Raw genomic sequence first — 24,570 nt, 5'->3', positions numbered from 1 at the left:
TCGGGAGTCTTAAATTTTTAAGTAGTTTGGAATATCGATTTGACATATTAGGCTCTTTTAAAGGCGCTTTATTTGTAGACGTTGGTAATATTTGGGATATCTCTAACTCTGAAATAGATAGAGATTTAGATGCTTTTAATGGCTTATCCTCTCTAAAAGACATTGCCATTGGCACTGGCTTTGGAGCGCGATATGACCTAAGTTTTTTAATTCTAAGACTAGATTTGGCATTTAAAATGCACGAACCATATGAGGTGGAGAATCGATGGTTTAGGAGTTTCAACTTCTCTGATTCCATACTTAATATAGGTATTAATTACCCTTTTTAAGAAAAACGTTATCGTAAAAAATTAACCCTACTTTAGTAAAAAAGTGTAGATTTGTTTTTGATAACAACTATAAATAATTTTCACAAAATGATTAAGCCTGGAGTTGCCACTGGTAAAGAAGTTCAAGAGATTTTTAAATTAGCAAAAGAAAAAAGTTTCGCATTACCTGCGGTGAATGTAGTAGGTTCCAACACTATAAACACAGTATTGGAGGCTGCAAAAGAAGTAAACGCACCCGTTATTATTCAATTTTCTAACGGAGGAGCACAATTTAACGCTGGTAAAGGTTTATCAAATGAAAACCAAAAGGCTGCTATTGCTGGTGCTGTAGCAGGGGCAAAACATATTCACTTATTAGCAGAGGCTTATGGAGTACCAGTGATACTACACACCGATCATGCGGCTAAAAAACTACTTCCTTGGATAGACGGTTTATTAGATGCAAGTGAACAATTCTATGCAGAAACTGGTAAATCTTTATACAGTTCGCATATGATTGATTTGAGCGAAGAACCTATTGAGGAAAATATAGAAATTTGTAAGAAGTACCTTGCTCGTATGAGCAAGATGGGAATGACTTTAGAAATTGAACTAGGAATTACAGGAGGAGAAGAAGATGGAGTTGATAACACCGATGTAGACAGTTCAAAATTATACACACAACCAGAAGAGGTCGCTTATGCTTATGAAGAATTATCAAAAGTAAGTGATCAGTTTACTATAGCAGCTGCATTCGGAAATGTACATGGAGTTTACAAACCTGGCAATGTTAAATTAACCCCTAAAATTTTAAAAAATTCACAAGAATTTATTTCTAAAAAATTCGATGTTCCAGAAAACACAATAGACTTCGTTTTTCACGGTGGTTCGGGGTCTACTTTGGAAGAAATAAGAGAGGCAATTGGTTACGGAGTTATAAAAATGAATATAGATACCGATTTGCAATATGCATTTACAGAGGGAATTCGCGATTATATTACGGAAAAATCTGCATATTTGCAGTCTCAAATCGGTAATCCTGATGGAGATGATATTCCAAACAAGAAATATTACGATCCAAGAAAATGGTTACGTGAAGGAGAGCAAACCTTTAAAAGTAGATTAAAGCAAGCTTTTGAGGATCTTAACAATGTAAATACATTATAGTAGTTTTCGCACAAAAAAACAGTGAAAGAGAAAACCAAATACTGATAACTAAAAAAGCATTTTATTATGGCTTGGTTTAAACGAAAAGACAAGGGTATTCATACCCCAACAGAAGAAAAAAAAGACACTCCAAAAGGCCTGTGGTACAAAACGCCTAGTGGAAAAATTATCGATACCGAAGAGTTAAAGAAAAATCTTTATGTTAGTCCTGAAGATGGATATCATGTTCGTATTGGCAGTAAAGAATATTTCGAATTACTTTTTGATAATAATGAATTTGAGGAATTAAACCCTAAGTTATCTGCAAAGGATCCTCTAAAATTTGAAGACACTAAAAAATATCCAGAACGCTTAAAAGAAGCACAGGAAAAAACAGGATTGAAAGATGCTGTTCGCACTGCCATAGGTAAATCTATGGGAAAAGATCTCGTTATTGCTTGTATGGACTTTGCTTTCATTGGAGGCTCAATGGGAAGTGTTGTTGGTGAGAAAATTGCTCGTGCCATAGATTACGCTATCAAAAATAACATTCCTTTTTTAATGGTGTCAAAATCAGGAGGGGCTCGTATGATGGAAGCTTCCTTATCTCTTATGCAATTGGTAAAGACCTCTGCAAAATTAGCACAGCTTGCAGATGCTAAAATACCGTATATCTCTTTATGTACCGACCCTACTACTGGTGGAACTACTGCCTCCTTTGCGATGCTCGGAGATATAAATATAGCCGAACCAAATGCGTTAATTGCATTTGCAGGCCCTAGGGTAGTAAAAGATACTACAGGAAAAGATTTACCTAAAGGATTCCAAAGATCTGAATTCGTTTTAGAGCATGGATTTTTAGATGGTATTTACGAGAGAAAAGATCTAAAAAAGCAAATTAACTTATACATTGACTTAATTCAAAACTTACCAATAAGAGCGTAAACCATCGAGAGACAGAGCGCCTTAAATATGGAATGAAACTAGTTTTATAAAAGGTAATTTTCATTCTACATGTTAAAAAGTAAAACCGAGCGAACCTCGCATATTTTTTAAACAAAAACAGCAGCAACAAAAAAAATCATTGTATATTTGCACCTTCAATGTAAATAGCATTGTATACATAATAATCATTTAAATAATATTGGCATGTATTTAACAAAAGAAGTAAAACAAGAAATTTTTGCTAAACACGGTAAAGGAAATAACGATACTGGGACAGCAGAAGGACAAATCGCCTTATTCACTTTTAGAATAAACCACTTAACAGAGCACTTAAAGAAAAATCGTAAAGATTTTAACACGGAGCGTTCGCTTGTTAAAATGGTAGGTAAACGTAGAAGTTACTAGACTATTTAAAGAAGAAAGATATCAGCAGATATCGTGCGATTATTAAAGAACTAGGTATTAGAAAATAATTCCTTAACAAAAAAGAGGCAGGAAATTCCTGCCTCTTTTTTATTTTAAAATAATTACATTAAATTCATTATTTTTACATCATTCTTTACAAAAGATGTAAATACAAAGTATGCTTATATACTTCCATTGAAACAACAACATACACAACACAACAACACAAAACGAATTACAGAAAATTAGAAAAAACATTTTATGATTCCAAAAGTATTTAGCCAAGTTATAGATCTTGGAGATGGAAGAACCATCACATTAGAAACTGGAAAATTAGCGAAACAAGCAGACGGTTCTGTTGTTGTTAGAATGGGTGACACCATGTTACTTGCTACAGTTGTATCTGCAAGAACATCGAATCCAGACATTGACTTTTTACCGCTAACGGTAGATTATAGAGAAAAATTTGCAGCTGCAGGTCGTTACCCTGGTGGCTTTATGAAGCGTGAGGCAAGACCAAGCAATGATGAAATATTGACCATGCGACTAGTAGATCGTGTACTACGACCACTATTCCCAAAAGATTATCACGCGGAAACACAAGTTATGATTCAATTAATGTCTCATGATGAAAATGTAATGCCAGATGCACTTGCCGGTTTAGCAGCATCTACCGCAATTCAATTATCAGACATACCTTTTGAAACACCTATTTCAGAGGTTCGTGTTGCTAGAATTAACGGTGAGTTTATTATCAATCCGAGTTTTAAACAATTGGAAGAAGCAGATATTGACATGATGATCGGAGCATCTGCAGATTCTGTTGCCATGGTGGAAGGAGAAATGGACGAAGTTTCTGAGGAAGAAATGGCGGATGCAATTAAATTCGCGCACGAAGCTATTAAAGTACAATGTGCTGCGCAAGTTGCCCTAGCAGAAGCAGTTGGTAAAAAAGAAACAAGAGAATACGAAGGAGAGAGAGAAGACGAAGAATTAGCCAAGAAAATACATGAAGCGGCGTATCAAAAATGCTACGATATTGCAAAAAAAGGTACCTCAAAACAAGAAAGAGGGCAAGCTTTTTCTGAAGTAAAGGATGCTATTATAGCGACATTTACAGAGGAAGAAATTGAAGACTACGGAGATTTAATTAAGAAGTATTTCTCTAAAGCCCATAAAGCAGCAGTAAGAGACCTAACCTTGAGTGAAGGCCTTCGTTTAGATGGTAGAACTACCACGGATATTAGACCAATATGGTGTGAGGTTGATTATTTACCTAAAACACATGGTTCTTCTATCTTTACAAGAGGAGAAACACAAGCTTTAGCAACGGTTACTCTTGGTACCTCAAGAGACGCTAACATGATTGATTCTCCAACGGTTCAAGGTGAAGAAAAATTCTATTTACACTATAATTTCCCACCATTTTCAACAGGAGAAGCAAGACCTTTACGCGGAACTTCAAGACGTGAGATAGGTCATGGAAATCTTGCGCAAAGAGCTCTAAAAGGAATGATTCCTGAAGATTGCCCATATACCGTTAGAGTGGTAGCAGAAGTACTAGAATCAAATGGTTCTTCTTCTATGGCTACCGTGTGTTCTGGTACGATGGCACTTATGGACGCTGGAGTACAGCTAAAAAAACCAGTTTCAGGTATTGCCATGGGATTGATTACTGATGGAGATCGTTTTGCCGTTTTATCGGATATTTTAGGAGATGAAGATCACTTAGGTGACATGGATTTTAAAGTGACTGGAACTGCAGACGGTATCACTGCCTGCCAGATGGATATTAAAATCAAAGGACTCTCGTACGAGATATTAGTAAAAGCGCTTAAACAAGCAAGGGATGGAAGACTTCATATCTTGGAAAAATTAACCGACACAATTGAAAGTCCGCAAGCAGATGTGAAACCGCATGCTCCAAAAATGGTAACAAGAGTTATTCCAAATGAACTTATTGGAGCTTTCATTGGACCTGGAGGGAAGCATATTCAAGAACTTCAAAAAGAAACGGAAACTACCATTGTTATTAATGAAGACCCTGTAACTGAGGAGGGAATTGTGGAAATCTTAGGAGTTAGTCAGGAAGGTATCGATAAAGTTATAGATCGTATAGAATCAATGCTATTTAAACCAGAGAGAGGTAATACCTACGAGGTTAAAGTAATTAAAATTTTAGACTTTGGAGCGGTTGTCGAATATACACAAGCACCAGGGAACGAAGTTTTATTACACGTAAGTGAACTAGCATGGGAGCGCACGAACAACGTAACAGATGTAGTTAATATGGGAGATATCTTAGAAGTAAAATACTTTGGTATCGACCCAAAAACTAGAAAAGAGAAAGTTTCAAGAAAAGCGTTATTACCAAAACCGGAAGGCTATGTTTCTAAACCGAGAAATAACGATAGAAATAAAGACAACAGAAGAGACCAAAGGCGTGATGATAGAAAACCACGACAACCTAAAAAAGAAGCGTAATCTTTTGTTAAAATAAACTTGAAAAGCTACCTAACACAGGTAGCTTTTTTATTTTCAACATTCACTACAGGAACCAATCACTATCGATAGAGGTTTACAATTAATTTACACATCGGCAACCAATAAAACATTATACCAATAAAAAATTCCCGATTCATAGTCGGAGTAATATTTTTTATTTTTCTTTGTATCGACAATGAAAATACAACGAATTACATACCTCTCCTTAGGAACAAACCAAGGAAATAAGCTATCAAATTTGCAAGATGCGATTGACTTGATTGCAGAAAAAGCCGGAGCTATCTTAAAAATTTCAAATATCTATGAAACGGAATCTTGGGGATTTCAAAGTGCTAATTTTTACAATATCTGTATACAAGTATCTACCTACCATCCACCAGAAGTTTTATTAAACTGTCTGTTGAAAATTGAAAAAAAACTAGGAAGAACAAGAAGTAATTCAAAGAAATATTCGGATAGAAGTATAGATATCGATATTCTCTTATTTGATGATGAAATTATATTTTCAAAAGATCTGGTTGTACCACATCCAAAAATTTTAGACCGTAAATTTGTACTTATCCCTTTAGCGGATATAGCTGCTGATAAAATTCATCCCATATCAAAAAATAAAATAATCCACTGTTTAAAAAATTGCGAAGACAAGACCAGCATTCATAAAGTAGAAGAGGAGCTCATAAGACCAATTCCAATCACTGAAAAGTATAATTATATTGCAATTGAAGGTAATATTGGGGCGGGTAAGACATCCTTAACAAAACTAATGGAAGATGAGTTTAACGCAAAGATAGTACTCGAACGTTTTGCTGACAATCCCTTTTTACCAAAGTTCTATGCAGATCAGGAAAGATTTGCATTTCCGTTGGAGATGAGTTTTTTAGCAGACCGGTACCAGCAGTTATCCGATGACCTTGCACAATTTGACCTATTCAAAAACTTTTTAATATCCGATTACTACATATTCAAGTCTTTAATTTTTGCACAAATCACCTTGCAAACGACGAGTATTCGATTTACCGAAAAATGTTTGATTTAATGTACAAGGAAATTACCAAACCAGACTTATACGTCTACCTATACCAAAACACTGAGCGACTACTTGAAAACATTAAGAAAAGAGGGAGAACTTACGAACAAAATATTGAGGCTAGCTACTTACAACAAATTCACGATGGCTACAGTAACTTTATACAAACACAGCAAGAAAAGCTAAATATTTTAGTTATTGATGTTTCAAATCTTGATTTTGTAAACAACAAAAACGATTATGAACACATCTTACATCGCATAAAAACACATTAAAAAAGCTATCTGTACATAGATAGCTTTACCAATTAGTTTTTATTAATAAGCTCCAATTTCTCTGCAAAATAATCACAAAAATCGCGCATGGTCGCACTCATTTTTTGATCGTCGGTTGCCCTTTCGAACGTATTTGCCATAGAGACCAAAGTTTGATGAAAAAACTGTTTCATTTCATCAACAGGCATGTCTTTGGTCCATAAATCCATTCGCAAAGTATCTTTTTTCTTATGGTCCCAAACCGATAACATAATAGCTTTAGAGGGCTCATTGTGTACGCCTCCATCTTCTGCATTCCAAGCTATGTATTCTGGAACTTTATTTTCGTCTAATTCTACCGTAAATGTAATTTCTGATTTATGTACTACACCCATTATCGCTTTGGTTTATATAAAGATTTTTTAAAAACAACATCATTACTAGTCGTTAGTAATTTCTGCAAAGATACGTCATTATTTTTCATAAAAGAGGTAACAATTTGCCAACCAACCCATACTCCAATTCTCCCAGGGGAAAAGCGATCTTCTTCTAAGTAAAATTTAGAAAATGGCGCAACATCTAAAAACCTACGGTCTAAATTTTTATCTGTATCAAACAACAACTCTTTTTCAATGAAATACTTCCAAATTTGCTCCTCATTTGCGACTGCCCACTGGTATTTCTCCTCCGAACATCCAAATAGTTCACGGGTCGATACATTTGGCAGATACTTTTCTAAAAGGTACATTTTTTTCCCTTTATCAATCATTTTATCTACAAAAGTTCTAGCCCTAGAATCTGGATACTGGTTAGTAATGATTGTAGATGCTATGTCCACAATAAGGTGTTCTTTAGTAGCATTTTGTTTTATGTAGTCTGGATAATCAAAGTAATAATCGTGCGAAGCTCCCAAATAACAATCTAAAGATATTAGTAAAAGTTCTTGGTTGTATATAATTCTACTATCGTAGTCTATATCAGTAAGTAAGGTTACAATTTTTGGTGGCAAAAACTTAGGGAAGTAATACTGAATATGCGCAAACAAAGAGACCAATTCTTTTTGCAAAAATACATCATTTGCATATAAATTTTGTGTTTCCGCAAACAATTCCAATTCTTCGGGATTTACTCGTTTATTTACCCAGACAGAATCCTCTATTTGCTTTGGAAATAGATATGGATATTGTTTTTTTAAATCCATTAAACTTTTGGTTTGATTTTTATAAAAATCAACGTCAAATCTTTGCAATTGTAGATCTTGGCTAAATACAGGAACTATTGCCGTATTTTTTTTCTTCTTTTCACAAGAAAAACAAAGAAAAATTAGCATTGCAAGAAGTAAAATATTTTTCATTAACTTTAGTATCTTTACATGTGATTTAACGTCGAAAGTAATAAAATAGTTTTATTGAACACCTAATAATTGTATAAAATGAATGTACCTAAAGTAGCAGAGCATATAGTAAAATGGTTAAAAGAGTATGCTGAAAATGCAAAGGTTACCGGTTTTGTCGTTGGAGTTTCTGGTGGTATAGACAGCGCTGTAACCTCCACACTATGTGCAAAAACTGGGCTTCCTACGCTGTGTGTAGAAATGCCTATTCATCAACACATAAATCAGGTTAATAGAGCTAACGAACACATAAAACAATTAAGAAGTCGCTTTGAGAATGTCTCAGAAACAGAGGTGGATTTAACCAGTACTTTCGAGAATTTTAAACAAGTGATTCCAGCTGAAAAAGACTCTCCCAAAAAAGATCTATCATTAGCTAACACTAGAGCCCGATTGCGAATGACGACATTGTACTATCTTGCAGGAATACATGGAAGCATAGTTGCAGGAACCGGAAACAAAGTGGAAGATTTTGGCGTTGGATTTTACACAAAATACGGTGATGGAGGTGTAGATTTAAGTCCAATAGCCGATCTTTTAAAGTCAGAAGTTTACCAACTTGGAGAATTTTTAGAAGTTCCTGAATCTATTTTAAAAGCGCAACCTACCGACGGTTTATTTGGAGACAGTAGAACCGATGAAGATCAAATTGGAGCTTCCTACGATGAATTGGAATGGGCTATGAAAATGCAAGCGCAACAAAAAACCAATGAAGATTTTACAGGGAGACACCTAGAGGTTTTTAAAATATACACCAGGTTAAACCGAATAAATCAACATAAAATGCTCCCTATTCCCGTTTGTGAAATACCGAAAAATTTAAAGTAAATTAACAGATACCATCTGTTGCTTTATTTTTTTGTAAGCTTTTTTCTTGTGTCCTTTTGAAATATTAAAAGGTAACATTATTAGTAGGGCTATAAGTTCGAAGAACTGCTTTAACTTAATCATCATAATTACTTTTTCCTTATTCTTTTCAGCGCGAATATAGTAAAAAAAAATAAGTTAGCAAAACAAGAAAAACACCTAAGAGAAAACAATATAAAAATTAAACAACTCTGTTTAATTTGTCAAATAACATTTTTTTTAATTCGGTGTAATTTCCAATTTCTTCGAGATCTGCAGGTGTGGAATTATTTTTTAACTCTAACATAATTCCTTGTATTTTTTTATCGATAAGAACGCGTCGAAGATTTAAGATTGCATCGGTAACAAGCTTGGGTAGAATTTTTATCGTATCGGTAACAAAGACTTCTTTTCTCTCCCAACTGCTCAACGTATACCTTTCTTCATCCATTAGAATATTTGTAACTAAATTTGAAATCTCTGTATTCTCATGCATCACCAAATGCTCAATAACAATTTTTTCTTTCTGATTTAATTGATGTACTAACTCAAAATACGTCAATCTAAACAATTCGTTAGAAAATTCAATTTCATCCTCTTGCAGATTTAAATACAATTCGTTAGACACTGTATTTTCGTACTCTTCTTTTTCTAAAACAGGCCTTCCGTGTTTATCATGCGAATCTACCCAGTTTTCGAAATGAATAATTTCATTTCCGTACAACAATAAAATTCGCAGAATCTCTTTCTCTAATATACTTAGCTGATCAATTTTTGGCGCTTTACTTCCATCTCCAGGAATTTTAACTAAACCCTGTGGGTTTTCGGTTTTAGAGAGAATTTCTGCCTGCCCCATAGAGGTAGTATTCTTACTCTGTATTCCTTTTTGCACCAATTGAGCTAATTCACTAAACAAAACTCGTTCGGAGATATCCATGATCCTAGCACACTCTTGGACATATACCTCTCTTTGAATCCCATCAGGTATTTTAGAAATACTCGTCACGATGTCACGTATTAAACCAGCTTTTTTTACGGGATCGTTTTTAGCCTCTCGCATTAAAAGCGATACTTTAAATTCGATAAAATCTAATGCGTTCTCCTCTAAATAGACTTTAAGTTGCTCATTAGAATGTGCTTTAGCAAAACTATCCGGGTCTTCGCCTTCTGGGAAGGAAACAACTTTAACATTCATTCCCTGCTCAAGAATGAGATCAATTCCTCGAATAGAAGCCCGTATTCCAGCGGCGTCTCCATCAAAAAGAACAGTGATGTTTTTTGTAAGTCGATTAATTAAGCGTATTTGGTCGGGTGTTAAGGCAGTTCCTGATGATGCAACTACATTTTCAACCCCTGACTGATGAAAAGAAATAACATCTGTATACCCCTCTACTAAAAAACAATTATCTTGTTTTGCGATTTCTTTTTTGGCTTGGTAAAGACCGTATAAGATTTTACTCTTGTGATAAATTTTACTTTCAGGAGAATTTAAATACTTCGCCGCTTTTTTTCATTCGTTAGTATACGGCCCCCAAAACCTAATATTCGACCCGACATACTGTGTATAGGAAACAATACACGCCCTTTAAATCGATCAAACTTCTTAACCTCAGCTCCACCCTCTTTTACAATGGTTAACCCAGTCTCTTTCAGATATTTTAAATCATAACCTTTTGCAAGTGCTGCTTTGGTAAAATTATCCCATTCGTCTTTGCAGTATCCTAAATCAAATTTTTCAATTACTTCCTCTCGAAAACCTCTTTCCTTGAAATAAGACAACCCTACTGCTCTTCCGATTTGACTATTCATTAAAAGATCATGCCAATAATCCTTTGCAAATTTTGAAACCAAAAACAAACTTTCTCTTTCATTCATTTGTTGCTTTTGCGCATCCGACTGCTCTGTCTCTTCAATTTCTACATTATATTTTTTTGCAAGCCAACGTATGGCTTCAGGATAGGTATAATGCTCGTGTTCCATTAAAAACGAAATAGAATTACCTCCTTTACCTGTACTAAAGTCTTTCCAAATTTGTTTTACAGGAGAAACCACGAAAGAAGGTGTTTTTTCGTCGGTAAACGGACTTAACCCTTTAAAATTACTACCAGCCTTTTTTAACTGAACAAATTCTCCAATAACTTCCTCTACGCGAGCAGCTTCAAAAACTTTATCAATGGTACTTTGTGTAATCATAATTGCAAAAACTATTGGTTACAAATATAACGGATTATTGCAGCACTTATTTAAATTGAAAACAAGAATAAAATTCTATAAATTTGTTGGCAAATCCCCTTATTATGAAATTCAGCAAACACTATATAATAATAGTATTAGTAAGTCACTTATCCTATATTTATTCGCAAGAAACTATTCCAATTCCGGATATTGGATTTGAAGAAGCACTCATTGATTTAAACCTTGATTCTAACGGCTTAAATGGCAATATTTTGCGAAGTGATGCAGAAACGATAATCAATTTAAACATCAACAATCCTGAGAATAATAAAAACTTACCAAATGTATTTTCTGCCATTAAAAGCCTCTCGGGTATTGAACACTTCTCCAATTTAAAAAGGTTAGACTGTAGTAATAATAAAATTCAAAACTTAAATCTCTCAAAAAATAAAAATCTAACGTTTCTAAATTGCTCCTACAACCAGCTAAAAGAACTTAATATAAGAGACAATACACTCCTTACCACAGTAAGTTGCGACAACAACCAATTAGAAACCTTAATTTTAGGAAAACATACCGCTCTAACTGATTTATTTTGTAATACCAACAGATTGCAAGAACTAGACATATCGAATTGTGCATCGCTTGAAAACTTAGACGCAAGTGATAATGCACTTCGTTTTATCACTGTAAACAAGTTTGCATACCAAGAAAATAAAGATATTTGGTACAAAGATGCAAACACCTCTTATTTGAGTGACAAGGACATGGAAAACTCCATAAAAAACAATGCAGTGAAAACAAGTGAACAGAAGAAAAAAAGCAGTACAGTAAAAAATTATGAGGAAAACTTTCAAAAAAAAGTAGTTGCTGAGTATGAAAAAAATATTCTCAACAAAAAACACCTGCAAACAGAGCAAAGTAAACTAGTAAAAAAATACAATCTCAGCAACGAGGAATTAAACATATGGATTCAAAAATTTAGCACCCTACCATCGCTTGAATAAAAGTCAGAAATCACTAAATGAGTAAATTAGCACCTTACATTAATCGGGACGTAAGACACTAAGTATCTAACACTAGAAAGCATACCACTAATCGATGAAATTTTGCTAGTTATCTAATTGTATTCTTTTTTTTAAGCTTCTTTATTAAATTTGAGTATAATTATTCATCATAATTTATTATAGACAACAAGAGAAAAGAAATATTTTTAGGGGACTATTTCTTTTCTCTTTCTTTATACAACCGTTTCTTACCTTTCAAAAATAGTATCATACATTAAAATACTTGAAAAAAAAGCCCCGTTTACAAACGAGACTTTTTTACTATACTAAATAAACTGCTGTTATTAAGAAGCAGCTTTTAATTTTGCCAACGCATTCTTAGTTAATTTACTTTCTGCATATGCCTTATCAACAACAAAGGTTTTTTCTTGAGAACTTGGTAAATCAAACATAGCATCCATTAAAATTGCCTCACAAAGAGAACGTAGCCCTCGGGCACCTAACTTGTACTCAACTGCCTTATCAACTACATATTGTAATGCTTCTTCTTCCATAGAAAACTCCACACCATCCATAGAAAATAGCTTTTGGTATTGCTTAATGATAGAATTTTTCGGTTCTGTTAAAATTGCTCGTAGCGTTTTTGCATCCAACGGATTCATGTAGCTTAAAACAGGCAACCTTCCAATAATCTCTGGAATCAACCCGAAGCTTTTTAAATCTGATGGAATAATGTATTGCAATAGATTATTTTCGTCAATTTTATCCTCGTCTATACTTGCACTATAACCAACAGCTTGCATGTTTAAACGCTTACTAATTATTCTGTCTATTCCGGAAAATGCTCCTCCTGCAATAAACAAAATATCTTTGGTATTTACTTCAATGAATTTTTGTTCTGGGTGTTTTCTACCACCTTTGGGGGCTACGTTTACAACAGAACCCTCTAAAAGTTTTAATAAGGCCTGCTGCACACCTTCTCCGGAAACATCTCTTGTAATAGACGGGTTGTCACCTTTTCGCGCAATTTTATCAATTTCATCAATAAAAACAATACCTCTCTCTGCTTTTTCTACATCGTAATCAGCGGCTTGCAGTAACCTGCTTAGAATACTTTCTACATCTTCTCCAACATAACCCGCTTGTGTTAATACAGTAGCATCAACAATAGAAAAAGGAACATTCAACATTTTAGCGATAGTCCTAGCTACAAGAGTTTTTCCGGTACCTGTTTCTCCAACCAAAACGATATTAGACTTTTCAATTTCTACATTATTTTCGTCATCTACAGGTTGTAATAATCGTTTGTAATGATTGTATACAGCCACAGACATCGCTTTTTTTGTGGGCACCTGTCCGATAATATAACTATCTAGAAATTCTTTTATTTCTTTAGGCTTTTTTAATGTCAAATCTTTAGACAAAGTGCTCGTTTTAGACTCTGCTATTTCTTCTTGCACTATACCATAAGCTTGTTCGATACATTTATCACAAATATGCGCATCTAATCCAGCAATTAATAAATTTGTCTCTGACTTTTTTCTACCACAAAAGGAACATTGTAAATTTTCTTCTTTCGACATGATATCCTCATTTATCTGATGAACTAATTTCACCAGCATTAGTTTCTGTTTTATTTTCTGGCAAGGATTTCATCCACCATACCATAAGCTTTCGCTTCTTCTGCTTTCATCCAATAATCTCTATCCGAATCTTCGTGAACTTTTTCATAAGATTGCCCTGAATGTAATGCTATAATATCGTAAAGTTCTTTTTTCAACTTCCCAATTTCTTTCACTGTAATCTCCATATCTGAGGCCTGTCCTTGGGCTCCTCCAAGTGGTTGGTGAATCATGATTCGAGAATGTGGTAACGCAGAGCGCTTCCCTTTCTCTCCTGCGCACATTAACACAGCTCCCATAGAGGCTGCCATACCAGTACAAATAGTTGCAACATCAGGTTTTATAAATTGCATCGTATCGTAAATACCCAAACCTGCATACACTCCTCCTCCTGGAGAGTTGATGTAGATGGAAATATCTTTGTTAGCATCAACACTTTCTAAAAACAATAATTGTGCCTGGATAATATTAGCAACTTGGTCATTAATTCCCGTTCCCAAAAATATTATTCTATCCATCATTAAACGAGAAAAAACATCCATTTGTGTTATGTTTAATTGGCGTTCCTCCATAATGTATGGAGTAAGACTGCTTGTTATTTCTCCAAAATAGGTACTACTTATTCCGTGATGTTTAGTGGCATATTTTTCGAACTCTTTTCCGTAATCCATTTGTAAAGTTATTTCAAGTTATTAATATGTAAATATAAGAAGTATAAAATAAAAGTAACGTTAAGTAGAAAGCAAAAAAGCCTGAACAATTGTTCAGGCTTTTAAACAAATAATGTATTACTTTTCGTCTACCTTGTAAACCTCTTTGATGAAGTCTTCGTAGGACACCTCTTTCGTATCAAATTTCATGTTTTCTTTGAAAAATGTAATAAGCTTTTGAGACATCAATTGATCCTGAAGACGTTTTGCTTCTTCTTGGTTCGATAAAATTCTTCCAGCTATATCCTCCAATTCTTTTTCTTCTGGATTCATATTCCCGAATTGGGCCATTTGCGACTTGATAAAACCTTTAGCATAATCGGACAACTCCTTATAATCTATGGCAAGAGTACTATTTTCCTTCATTAACTTCCCTTCAATCAATTGATAGCGCAACCCTTTTTCAGACTTTTCAAATTCAGCTGCAGCTTCTTCAGCATTTAACTCCTTTTCTCCTGCAGTTTGCAACCATTTCTCTAGGAATTCTCTTGGAAGGTCAAATTTTGTGTTTTCAACTAAAGACTCTGTAATCGAATTTAACAATTGTTGGTCTGCCTGTTGTTGGAATTGTTTTTCTGCATCTTCTTTTATCTTCTCTTTTAGATCGGTTACTGTTTTTACACTTCCATCAGCAAATAACTTATCAAACAATTCTTGATCTAACTCTGCTTGCTCGGTAATATTAACTTCCTCTATGGTAAGTACTACTTTTATCTCTAACCCATCTATTTCTTCCTTAGACAACCCAAGTACTTGTTGTAATTTGGTCTCGTCTTCAAATAGCTTTTTGGTATTTAGTTCAATGCTATCGCCAACTTTACTACCTACTAATTTTTTCTTGTTCACCTTACCTTTAACATCCGATATAGCAAAGGTCGCCTTATTATTGATGTCTTTCTCCTCATTTACAAACGTTGCTGTTAAGCTAGATTCCTCCGTTGCTTCTTCTTGAGAAACCAATTTACCGTAACGATCTTTAATGTTTTCAACCTCTTTGTCGATTAATTCTTCGGTGGCAACTATATTGTATTGCTTTACCTTACTAGCTTTTAAATCCACATCAAACTCAGGAGCCAAACCTAATTCAAACTCAAAAGAAAATTGATCTTTATCCCATGAAAAATCATTAGAAACTTTTGGTAATGGATTCCCTAAAATATCCAACTTCTCCTCTACTAAAAAGTTATTCAACGATTCTTGCAAAAGTTTATTTACTTCATCAATCATCACCGCTTTACCGTACTGTTTTTTTACCATTCCCATTGGCACATGCCCTTTTCTGAATCCTGGTATATTTGCAGTTTTACGATAATCGTTAAGTACTTTTGTTACTTTTTCTTTATAATCCTCTGCAACAATATCTACTTTTACAATTGCATTTAATGCATCTACGTTTTCTTTTGTTATGTTCATCTTAAATTCTGTTTCTTTAAAATCGGGTGCAAAATTACTACTTTTCTTATTGAGAACCAAGACTTTTGACAACAAGTAGTATTTAACACATTTATATATTCGATAACTTGGTTCAACTCTGGTTATGAGTTTGTTATTCTGTATTTACGCTATGACTCTTCTTTGATCAATGCAAATAACATAGATCTAAATACGGATAGTAACAAACTAAACAATAGTGCCGTAAAAAAACCACTAACGGCAAAACCTGTTACTAGTTTCCCTGCTAAAAGTACAATGACTGCATTAATAACAAATAAAAACAAGCCAAATGTAAGTATTGTTGCCGGCAAGGTAAAGAATACCAATAAAGGCCTTACAAACATATTTAATAATGCAATCGTAAAAGCCACAACTACTGCAGTAGTGTAATTATCTACCAAGATACCGGGTAAAATATTAGATAAAAAAATAACAGCTACAGCGGTTAATAATAGTTTCAATAAAAATTTCATTGTTAATTTTTTTTCATTCAGAGATAACCAATACCATAACTGTACCAAAAACCATAATACTGCATTTTTGTCAGTTCTTTCTGTAATAAAGAGATGTTAGAAATCAAGAACTTACCAAAAAAACGAAAACATCAAATTACCATATATTTTCTATTGCAAAAATCTAGAAACCTCGTCAAAAAAAATGCCCGGATTTTCAGCATGTAACCAATGACCTGCGCGAGGTATAGTAATTATGGCTGCGTTTGAAAAATGTTTTTTAATTAGCAAAACATCCTCCTCTTTAATGTAGGCAGAGTTTTCTCCCGATAAAAAAAGTGTTGGACCAAGATAAAAAGCTTTTGCAGCAAGTTCTTTTCCAACTTCTTTGTTATTCACTGTAAGTGCTTTTACGTTAAAGCGAAAATCTAAAACCCCTTTCTCCTTCCAAAATACTGATTTTAACAAAAATTGTCGCACACCAACTTCTTCAATATACTCCGCAAGTTTACCATCGACCAACTTTCTTGTATTTTGTTTTGAAAAATCAACGGCATTGAGTGCTGCAAGAATTTCATTGTGATGCGGAACGTAGTATTTTGGGGAGATATCCACAACAACTAATTTTTTAACTATGCTTGGATATTGGGCTGCAAAAGCCATCGCTAGCTTTCCTCCCATAGAATGCCCTATAACAGAAACCTTTTCAAGATTATTTGCGGTAATATAATTGTGTATATCAGCAACCATAACCTCATAATTAAAAACTTCCGAATGAAAACTTCTACCGTGATTTCTGAGATCTATCAAATGAACTTCAAAGTTCATTTGCGAAAATTTAGTAGCTAAACTTTTCCAATTATCGCCCATTCCAAAATAGCCGTGTAAAATCAACAGAGGCTTTCCTTCTCCTATAATTTTTGAATACAGTTCTTGCATTACATGAAACCTTTTACTTCTTCGTTAGTATTTTAATCTATGTAAATACATATTAACTACGTTTTCAATCCCGAGATATAAGCTCTCTGAAATAAGAGCATGCCCAATCGAAACTTCAGCTAATCCCGGTACATTATCTTTAAAAAACTTAATATTATCAAGATTTAAATCATGCCCAGCATTTACCCCTAGCCCTAGATCACTTGCCAATATTGCAGCTTCCTTATATGCATTAACAGCCTCCTGGTTTCCTAATTCATACTCTCTAGCATATTTTTCTGTATACAACTCAATTCTATCGGTACCTGTTGTGGCTGCTGCTGCTATTAATTTTTTATCTGTATCAATAAAAATAGAGGTTCTAATACCTTCCTTTTTAAACTCGGCAATAACTTCTTTTAGATAAGATTGGTGTTTAACGGTATCCCATCCAGCATTGGAAGTCAATACGTTTTCACCGTCTGGAACAAGCGTCACTTGTGTTGGCTTTATTGCTAAGACTAAATCCATAAATTGTGGTATCGGATTGCCTTCAATATTGTACTCTGTATAAACAACAGGTTTTAAATCGTATGCATCTTGATACCGAATATGCCGTTCATCAGGCCTTGGATGTATTGTTATACCTTCTCCACCAAAGTGTTGTACATCTTCAGCTACCTTTATCAAATTAGGAACATTCCCTCCTCTTGAATTCCTTAGCGTTGCTATTTTGTTTATATTTACACTTAACTTTGTCATGGGTGTTTCAGTCTATTTTACGTCATTACAAAACGACTAATTAATACCTTACAAAAGTAATTCATTAAATCATTTTAACCTATATAGATACTAATGAAAATTAATGATTTCATATCCAATGATATTCAAGAGCTTGGTTTAGATTTTTCTATTCTTTCGGCGCAGCAACTGTTTGAGGAGTTGCCTTTAACGCATTTACCAATACTCAAAAAAGGTAAATTAGTTGGATGCCTGCCAAAAAGAGACATTCAAACCATCGAAAACAAGGAAGACAGTATTAAAGAATTAGACTATTTATTAGATCACTTTTACACGCATCTGAATACCACACTATTAGACTTAGTGGCACTTTTTGCAGATAACGATAGTAATTTTATCCCTGTAATAGACAAAGATTTAAATTATGTTGGTTACTACGAATTAGGTGACATTCTCGATGCTTTTGCAGACAGTCCTTTTTTACATATTGAAAGCGAAACGTTAATGATACAAAAAAACAAGGATGACTATTCCATGAGTGAAATAGCACAAATAATCGAAAGCAATAACAGTAAGCTTTTAGGAATGTATATCTCTCATGCAGGGCAAGATATTGTTCAAATCACATTAAAAGTATCCACGAGTATCATTAATGAAATTATTCAAACTTTCAGAAGGTATGACTATACCGTGTTAACACAACACGATGACGACAACTACCTAGAAGAACTTAAAGACAGAGCTCGATATCTAAAGAAATATCTAGACATGTAATCCAATTATTATATCACCTAAAATTTACATATCTTGAAAAAAGTAGCCATATACGGACAAGCTTACACCATATCTTCAGAGAAAGAATTATTGATTTTATTGGATATTCTAAGAAATAAACAGATAGTCGTATTTTTTGAAAAAGCCTTTTACGACTTGCTCATAGAACATGACATATTGGATAAAAAATATCCAACTTTCGCACATTTTAATGATCTGTCCTCTTCTTTCGACGTTTTATTTACAATTGGTGGAGACGGAACAATTTTAAGAGCAGTTACCTATGTTAGAGACCTCAACATCCTATTATGGGAATTAACACAGGGAGATTAGGATTTTTAGCTATTGTACAAAAAAACGAAATTGAACAAGCAATCGAATTACTACTCAATAACGATTACAGCATCCAAGAGAGAACTTTACTAGAAATTGAAACAGATCCCAAAATTAAAGCATTTGAGGAAATAGACTTTGCGTTAAATGAAATCACCATAGCCAGAAGAAATACCACTTCCATGATCGGAGTTAAAACCTATTTGAATGGCGAATACTTAACAAACTATTGGGCTGACGGCCTAATTATCAGTACACCTACAGGATCTACCGGATACTCCTTAAGCTGCGAAGGACCGGTAATATTACCCGATTCTAAAAGCATCGTAATTACCCCGATTGCGCCACACAACCTGAACGCAAGACCAATTGTAATTCCGGACGAAACGATTATTGAATTAGAGGTAAGTGCTCGTGAAAAAGATTTTCTAATCACCTTAGACTCTAGAATTGCTACTGCAAATAAAAAAATTAAGATTAAAATTCGAAAAGCGCCTTTTACAATTAAAAGCATTTTACCAAATAATGAATCCTATTTAAAAACATTAAGAAGCAAATTACTATGGGGTGAAGATACTAGAAACGAGTCACTATAAGTTGCGCATTCTACAATAAAAATGTAAAAAAAAGTTAATCAAAAAAGACCTATTATTAACTTTTTAAAGCGAATACAAATCCTTATATTTGCCAGCTATTTTTACAATGAAAAAATTTATTTCAAGCATATTATTTACACTCGTAACTTTTGTTTCCGTGGCACAAAGCCATGAAATTGGATTCTCTTTTGGTGGGTCTAATTACATTGGGGATATTGGTAGGACAAATTATATTTATCCCAACCAATTTGCTGGTGGGCTTGTATACAAATACAACATTAATCCTAGAATAGTAGCAAGAGGAACTTATACGTACCTTCCTATTAAAGGAAATGATATCGACTCGGATAATGCCTATAGAAAAAACCAAGGAAGAAGCTTTAGCAATACGATTCATGAGATTGCGGTTGGAATAGAAATAAATTATTTTGACTACAACATTGCGAACTACAAAACGAGATACACCCCTTATCTCTTTGTTGAATTTGCTGCATTTAACTACAGAGCTCCTGAAAGTTTAACTCCCGATAATAATGTGCTCTTTAGGAGCGATTTTTCATACGGTATACCCGTTGGTGTAGGGTTTAAAGGACAATTGATAAACAATATAGCCATATCCTTTGAGATAGGCGCTAGATACACATTTACCGATGAATTGGATTACAGCACTGCAGAAATCTCCGCCCTTAATTTTACGGGTAATGGAAATGATTGGTATGTCTTTTCTGGTTTAGCAATAGTTTATACCTTTGGCAAACCGCAGTGTTACAGTGGACTAACGAAATAAAAGATGGACAAAAAACTACTTAGTATTAATTCACACAAAAAACCTAATCACATTGCCATCATAATGGATGGAAATGGTCGTTGGGCGAAGAAGAAAGGGATGCAAAGGGTTTTTGGTCACAGGAACGCCCTAAAAGCAATCAGAGAATCGGCAGATACTGCAAGCGATTTAGGCATTGAATACCTAACACTTTATGCATTTTCTACCGAAAATTGGAATAGACCAAAACTGGAAGTAGAAGCCTTAATGAATCTTTTAATTATTAACCTACAGAAAGAATTACCAGAATTTATTAGAAAAAATGTGAAGGTAAATGCTATTGGAAATACGGAAAACTTACCAAAAAGAGCGCAAAAAGTTCTAAACAATGTAATCGAAAAAACAAAAAACAACACCAAAATCACCTTAACCTTTGCGCTGAGCTATGGTTCTAGGGAAGAAATTGTTAACGCTATTAGAAACATATCTAAAAAAGTTGTTAATAATGAAATCGAAATTGAAAAAATTGACAATAATATTATAAATAATCATTTATATACATTTAATTTGCCTGACGTTGATTTAATGATACGTACAAGTGGAGAGCAAAGAATAAGTAATTTTTTACTTTGGCAAATGGCATATGCAGAATTTTACTTTACAGATTTACTATGGCCAGACTTTAGAAAAGAACATCTTTACGACGCCATATTAGATTATCAAAACAGGGAGAGAAGATTTGGAAAAACAAGTGAACAGATTGAAACCAATGAATAAGATTTCATTTTTAGTAGTACTACTAGTTAGTGCCTTAACTATAGGAAATACGCAAGCACAAGAAACAGTTAAAGATACTACTGCTGTAAACAACAATGTTATCCAATACGAAAAAGGAAAGGATTATATATTGGGAGGTATAACGGTTACCGGTCTTCAAAAATTTAGCGAAGAAACTGTTAGAGTATACACCGGCCTTATCAACGGACAAGCCATTAAACTTCCTGGAGATAAACTTACTAGCGCCATAAAGAAATTATATGAAAGTAAACAGTTCAGCCAAGTAGATGTTTACATTTCAAAATTAGATGGCGAAACAGTATATCTTCAATTTGATGTTTTAGAACTTCCACAGCTTACCGATGTGACAATCTCAGGAATAAGTAAATCGAAGAAAAAAGAAATTCTAAAAGAGACAGAACTAAAAAAAGGAATGATGGTTACAGAAAATCTTATTGTAACCACCAAAAACTACATAACCAAAAAATATACCGATAAAGGATTTCTCAAAACAAAAGTAAACCTAGATACTAAAAAAGATAGCTCAGATGTTAATACTGTAAGTATGAGTATTTTTATCGATCGCGGGAATCGAATAAAAATTAGAGAAATAAATTTTGAAGGGAATGAAGCATTGTCTGACAGAACCCTTCGATCTGCCATGAAAAACACCAAACAAAAAATGTTAGGTCGTTTTTGGAAGAGTTCTAAATATATACAAGAAGACTACAAGGAAGACTTGGAGGCAATTTTAGAAAAGTATAGTGAAAATGGGTATAGAGATGCAAGAATATTATCCGATAATGTAACGTGGAATAATGATAACACCATCAATTTAAGTATTAGACTAGAGGAAGGACGTCAGTACAGATTTGGAGATATATTGTTTGTTGGAAACAAAAATTATACAGACAAACAACTTCAAAGTTTGTTACGCATTGAAAAAGGAGACGTCTACAACGGAAAAGTACTCAAAGAACGAATTTCTGGAGATGGTACACCGACCTCACAAGATTTACAAAGTTTTTACCAAAACAACGGTTATTTATTTTCACAAATCAACCCAATAGAAACCAAGGTTGAAAACGATTCGATTACCTTAGAAATTAGAATTCGTGAAGACGAGCAGGCAACTATTAAAAAAGTAACTGTGGTTGGTAATGATAAAACAAACGACCATGTAATATACAGAGAATTGCGAGTAAAGCCAGGAGATTTATTTAGTCGTCAAAACATCATCCGATCGATCCGAGAAATAGGGCAATTGGGCTTTTTTGACGCGAATGTTACTCCAGATGTTAACCCAAACTATCAAGACAAAACTACCGACATAGAATTCTCTGTAGTAGAAAAAGGTGGAAGTCAAATAGAATTACAAGGTGGATACGGTGGAGGATCTTTTATCGGAACACTTGGTCTTTCTTTTAACAATTTTTCTGTAAGAAACTTATTCAATAAGGAAGCTTACAAACCGCTTCCCATGGGAGATGGACAAAGTTTATCACTTCGTCTGCAAGCTAGTAGAACCTACAGCACCTATAGTTTTTCCTTTACAGAACCTTGGTTAGGTGGAAGAAAGCCACAATCCTTGTCTTTCTCTGTATATTACTCGAATCAGTATCGCTTTGATTTTCAAACCAATAATGTTATAAGAGATGAAAATTTAGGTATTATTGGTGCACAAATAGGGCTTGGTAAACGATTGCGTTGGCCGGATGATTATTTTTCGTTATCACAATCAATAAGTTTCCAACGAATTGAATTAAACAACTATGGGTATCGCGTGGGTTCATCAAATGACATATTAAGCCAAGGTGACTTAAATAATTTAGCGTATACCATAGCGTTAAATAGAAAAGATGCTGGTCCTGGTTTGATATTCCCCACCTATGGATCGGATTTTACGCTACGCGCCAAAGCTACAATACCATACTCTCTCTTGAACAATAAAGATTATTCAAGACCTGATGATGCATACCCAGGATCACCGGAGGAACAAGATTATTTGCCGACAAATACAAATGGCTAGAATATTATAAAATATCCGCCAAAGGAAAATGGTATACTGAATTAGCAAAAAAATTAGTACTAATGTCTAACTTTGAAATTGGTTTCTTAGGATATTACAATAGCGAATTAGGTCTTACCCCCGTTGAAAGATATTTTGTTGGTGGAGATGGGATTGCGCAAGGACAATTAGATGGTAGAGAGGTAGTAGGTTTAAGAGGATATGAAAACAATAGTCTTAGTGATATTGACGGAGGTGCAATTTACAATAAGTTTCAGTTAGAATTACGCTACTCCATAACCGATAAACCATCTGCTTCTATCTATACATTAGGGTTTTTAGAAGCTGGTAACTCTTATGACAATTTTAGCGATTTTAATCCGTTTAAGTTAAAACGTTCGGCAGGACTCGGGGTTCGTATTTTTATGCCCGCTTTTGGTTTACTAGGTATCGACTTTGCTCATGGCTTTGATCCGTTACCTGGTCTTGAAAATACAATTAACCCTCAAAAATCTGGCTGGCAAACACATTTTATTATTGGAAGACAGTTCTAAAACCTTACATTTGTAAGGTGTCAGGTTTTTTTGGCACGGTTTTTCCTTAACACATTATATAATGATGAAAAAAAACGTATACGCCTTCGTTCTTTTACTTACAGTTTCAACGTTGTTTAGTCAAAAAACACAACGTATTGCATACATTGATATGGAATATATATTGCAAAACATACCTGAATATACAGAAGCCCAAAAATCATTAAATGCCAAGGTTACGAAATGGAGAAATCAATTAGATAAAGAAGCGAGAAATATTGAACTAATAAAAAGTGATCTCGCCACAGAAAAAGCAATTTTAACCAAAGATTTAATCGAAGAACGTGAAGAAGATATTCAAATTAAACAAGAAGCCCTGCGAAGATTAGAATCCTTATACTTTGGCCCTAGGGGAGATCTGTTTAACCTAAGGAAGCAATTAGTGCAGCCAGTTCAAGACCAGGTTTATAATGCAGTTCAAACTATAGCAACAAGAAAAAAATATGATTTTGTTTTTGATAAATCTTCTGAATTAGTAATGCTATATTCTAATAAAAAACACGATATTAGCGACCTAATTGTAAAAATGATTAATATAGATCAGAGACAACAAGCGAAGAAAGAAAAAATAGCAGCAAAAAAAGAATTGTTAAAAGATGATAATTTAACCGAACAACAAAAAGAAGCTAAAGCGAAAAAAGAAGCATTAAAACAAAAAAAGCTTACCGAAAGAGAAGAAAGAATTAAAAGGATAGAAGAAAAAAGACAGGCAGCACTGAAAGCCAAAGCAGACAAGAGAAAATTATTACAAGAAAAACGAGAAGCATTAAAAAAAGCTAAAGAAGAAAAGAATAAATTAGAAGAAGAAAAGAAAAACGAAAGTAAATAAATAAAA

18 protein-coding genes and 5 pseudogenes are annotated in these 24,570 nt (G+C 34.0%); 14 read left to right on the top strand and 9 right to left on the bottom strand.

Going from position 1 to position 24,570, the window contains the following annotated elements; genetic code table 11:
* Positions 1–26: 26 nt before the first annotated feature.
* From BSU00_RS13605 to folK, 6 genes and pseudogenes are all read left to right on the top strand, one after another.
* On the top strand, positions 27–329 hold the full coding sequence (locus BSU00_RS13605) for a BamA/TamA family outer membrane protein (protein WP_255402246.1): 303 nt from the start codon (positions 27–29) through the stop codon (positions 327–329).
* Between the two features lie 87 nt (positions 330–416).
* Complete coding sequence (gene fbaA, locus BSU00_RS00395; protein WP_105002644.1) at positions 417–1,475, top strand: class II fructose-bisphosphate aldolase; 1,059 nt, start codon at positions 417–419, stop codon at positions 1,473–1,475.
* A gap of 66 nt (positions 1,476–1,541) precedes the next feature.
* Complete coding sequence (gene accD, locus BSU00_RS00390) at positions 1,542–2,399, top strand: acetyl-CoA carboxylase, carboxyltransferase subunit beta (RefSeq protein ID WP_105002643.1); 858 nt, start codon at positions 1,542–1,544, stop codon at positions 2,397–2,399.
* A 204-nt stretch (positions 2,400–2,603) separates the two neighbouring features.
* Positions 2,604–2,872: pseudogene (gene rpsO, locus BSU00_RS00385) on the top strand (30S ribosomal protein S15).
* Positions 2,873–3,065: 193 nt separating this feature from the next.
* A complete protein-coding gene (locus BSU00_RS00380; protein ID WP_105002642.1) occupies positions 3,066–5,288 on the top strand; it encodes a polyribonucleotide nucleotidyltransferase in 2,223 nt (740 codons plus the stop codon).
* Positions 5,289–5,484: 196 nt separating this feature from the next.
* Positions 5,485–6,611 (top strand): annotated as a pseudogene (folK, locus tag BSU00_RS00375) (2-amino-4-hydroxy-6-hydroxymethyldihydropteridine diphosphokinase).
* 32 nt (positions 6,612–6,643) lie between these two features.
* Here folK and gldC read toward each other — a convergent pair.
* Together gldC and BSU00_RS00365 are read right to left on the bottom strand one after the other, a co-directional pair.
* Positions 6,644–6,985 (bottom strand): gliding motility protein GldC, encoded by a 342-nt coding sequence (gene gldC, locus BSU00_RS00370; RefSeq protein WP_105002641.1) that lies wholly within the window; start codon positions 6,983–6,985, stop codon positions 6,644–6,646.
* Complete coding sequence (locus BSU00_RS00365) at positions 6,985–7,944, bottom strand: gliding motility lipoprotein GldB (RefSeq protein WP_105002640.1); 960 nt, start codon at positions 7,942–7,944, stop codon at positions 6,985–6,987. Before BSU00_RS00365 ends, gldC begins: the two co-directional genes overlap by 1 nt.
* A gap of 78 nt (positions 7,945–8,022) precedes the next feature.
* On the opposite strand from BSU00_RS00365, the gene nadE reads away from it, so the two are divergent.
* The gene (gene nadE / locus BSU00_RS00360; RefSeq protein ID WP_105002639.1) at positions 8,023–8,811 is read left to right on the top strand and encodes an NAD(+) synthase; all 789 of its coding nucleotides are present in this window, start codon (positions 8,023–8,025) and stop codon (positions 8,809–8,811) included.
* Positions 8,812–9,031: 220 nt separating this feature from the next.
* Here nadE and dnaG read toward each other — a convergent pair.
* Positions 9,032–11,022, bottom strand: a pseudogene (gene dnaG / locus BSU00_RS00355) (DNA primase).
* A gap of 104 nt (positions 11,023–11,126) precedes the next feature.
* On the opposite strand from dnaG, the gene BSU00_RS00350 reads away from it, so the two are divergent.
* Positions 11,127–12,011 (top strand): hypothetical protein, encoded by an 885-nt coding sequence (locus BSU00_RS00350; RefSeq protein WP_105002638.1) that lies wholly within the window; start codon positions 11,127–11,129, stop codon positions 12,009–12,011.
* Between the two features lie 344 nt (positions 12,012–12,355).
* Here BSU00_RS00350 and clpX read toward each other — a convergent pair whose 3' ends face one another.
* The 6 genes from clpX to BSU00_RS00320 form a co-directional block, all read right to left on the bottom strand.
* Positions 12,356–13,594: an ATP-dependent Clp protease ATP-binding subunit ClpX gene (clpX, locus tag BSU00_RS00345; RefSeq protein ID WP_105002637.1), complete on the bottom strand. Its 1,239-nt coding sequence runs from the start codon at positions 13,592–13,594 to the stop codon at positions 12,356–12,358.
* Positions 13,595–13,644: 50 nt separating this feature from the next.
* Positions 13,645–14,304: an ATP-dependent Clp endopeptidase proteolytic subunit ClpP gene (gene clpP, locus BSU00_RS00340; protein WP_105002636.1), complete on the bottom strand. Its 660-nt coding sequence runs from the start codon at positions 14,302–14,304 to the stop codon at positions 13,645–13,647.
* 117 nt (positions 14,305–14,421) lie between these two features.
* On the bottom strand, positions 14,422–15,756 hold the full coding sequence (tig, locus tag BSU00_RS00335) for a trigger factor (RefSeq protein ID WP_105002635.1): 1,335 nt from the start codon (positions 15,754–15,756) through the stop codon (positions 14,422–14,424).
* 149 nt (positions 15,757–15,905) lie between these two features.
* Positions 15,906–16,250, bottom strand: coding sequence for a phage holin family protein (locus BSU00_RS00330; protein WP_105002634.1), 345 nt, complete (start codon positions 16,248–16,250; stop codon positions 15,906–15,908).
* Positions 16,251–16,400: 150 nt separating this feature from the next.
* Positions 16,401–17,168 (bottom strand): alpha/beta fold hydrolase, encoded by a 768-nt coding sequence (locus tag BSU00_RS00325; protein ID WP_105002633.1) that lies wholly within the window; start codon positions 17,166–17,168, stop codon positions 16,401–16,403.
* Positions 17,169–17,192: 24 nt separating this feature from the next.
* Entirely contained in the window at positions 17,193–17,909 is a 717-nt protein-coding gene (locus tag BSU00_RS00320) for a pyridoxine 5'-phosphate synthase (protein WP_105002632.1), read from the bottom strand.
* Positions 17,910–18,002: 93 nt separating this feature from the next.
* Between BSU00_RS00320 and BSU00_RS00315 the strand changes: the two genes are divergently transcribed.
* From BSU00_RS00315 to BSU00_RS00290, 6 genes and pseudogenes are all read left to right on the top strand, one after another.
* Positions 18,003–18,662, top strand: a complete 660-nt coding sequence (locus BSU00_RS00315; RefSeq protein WP_105002631.1) for a CBS domain-containing protein — start codon at positions 18,003–18,005, stop codon at positions 18,660–18,662.
* 33 nt (positions 18,663–18,695) lie between these two features.
* A pseudogene (locus BSU00_RS00310) lies at positions 18,696–19,591 on the top strand (NAD kinase).
* Between the two features lie 106 nt (positions 19,592–19,697).
* A complete protein-coding gene (locus BSU00_RS00305; protein ID WP_233188526.1) occupies positions 19,698–20,378 on the top strand; it encodes a DUF6089 family protein in 681 nt (226 codons plus the stop codon).
* A 3-nt stretch (positions 20,379–20,381) separates the two neighbouring features.
* Entirely contained in the window at positions 20,382–21,134 is a 753-nt protein-coding gene (locus BSU00_RS00300) for an isoprenyl transferase (protein ID WP_105002630.1), read from the top strand.
* Positions 21,127–23,696, top strand: a pseudogene (gene bamA, locus BSU00_RS00295) (outer membrane protein assembly factor BamA). Before BSU00_RS00300 ends, bamA begins: the two are co-directional and overlap by 8 nt.
* A gap of 61 nt (positions 23,697–23,757) precedes the next feature.
* Positions 23,758–24,564, top strand: coding sequence for an OmpH family outer membrane protein (locus BSU00_RS00290; protein ID WP_233188525.1), 807 nt, complete (start codon positions 23,758–23,760; stop codon positions 24,562–24,564).
* Positions 24,565–24,570 lie beyond the last annotated feature (6 nt).

The sequence above is a fragment of the Tenacibaculum sp. SG-28 genome (genome assembly GCF_002954385.1).
In the GTDB taxonomy this organism is placed as follows: domain Bacteria; phylum Bacteroidota; class Bacteroidia; order Flavobacteriales; family Flavobacteriaceae; genus Polaribacter.
This window is presented reverse-complemented; position numbering and strand designations above follow the sequence as displayed.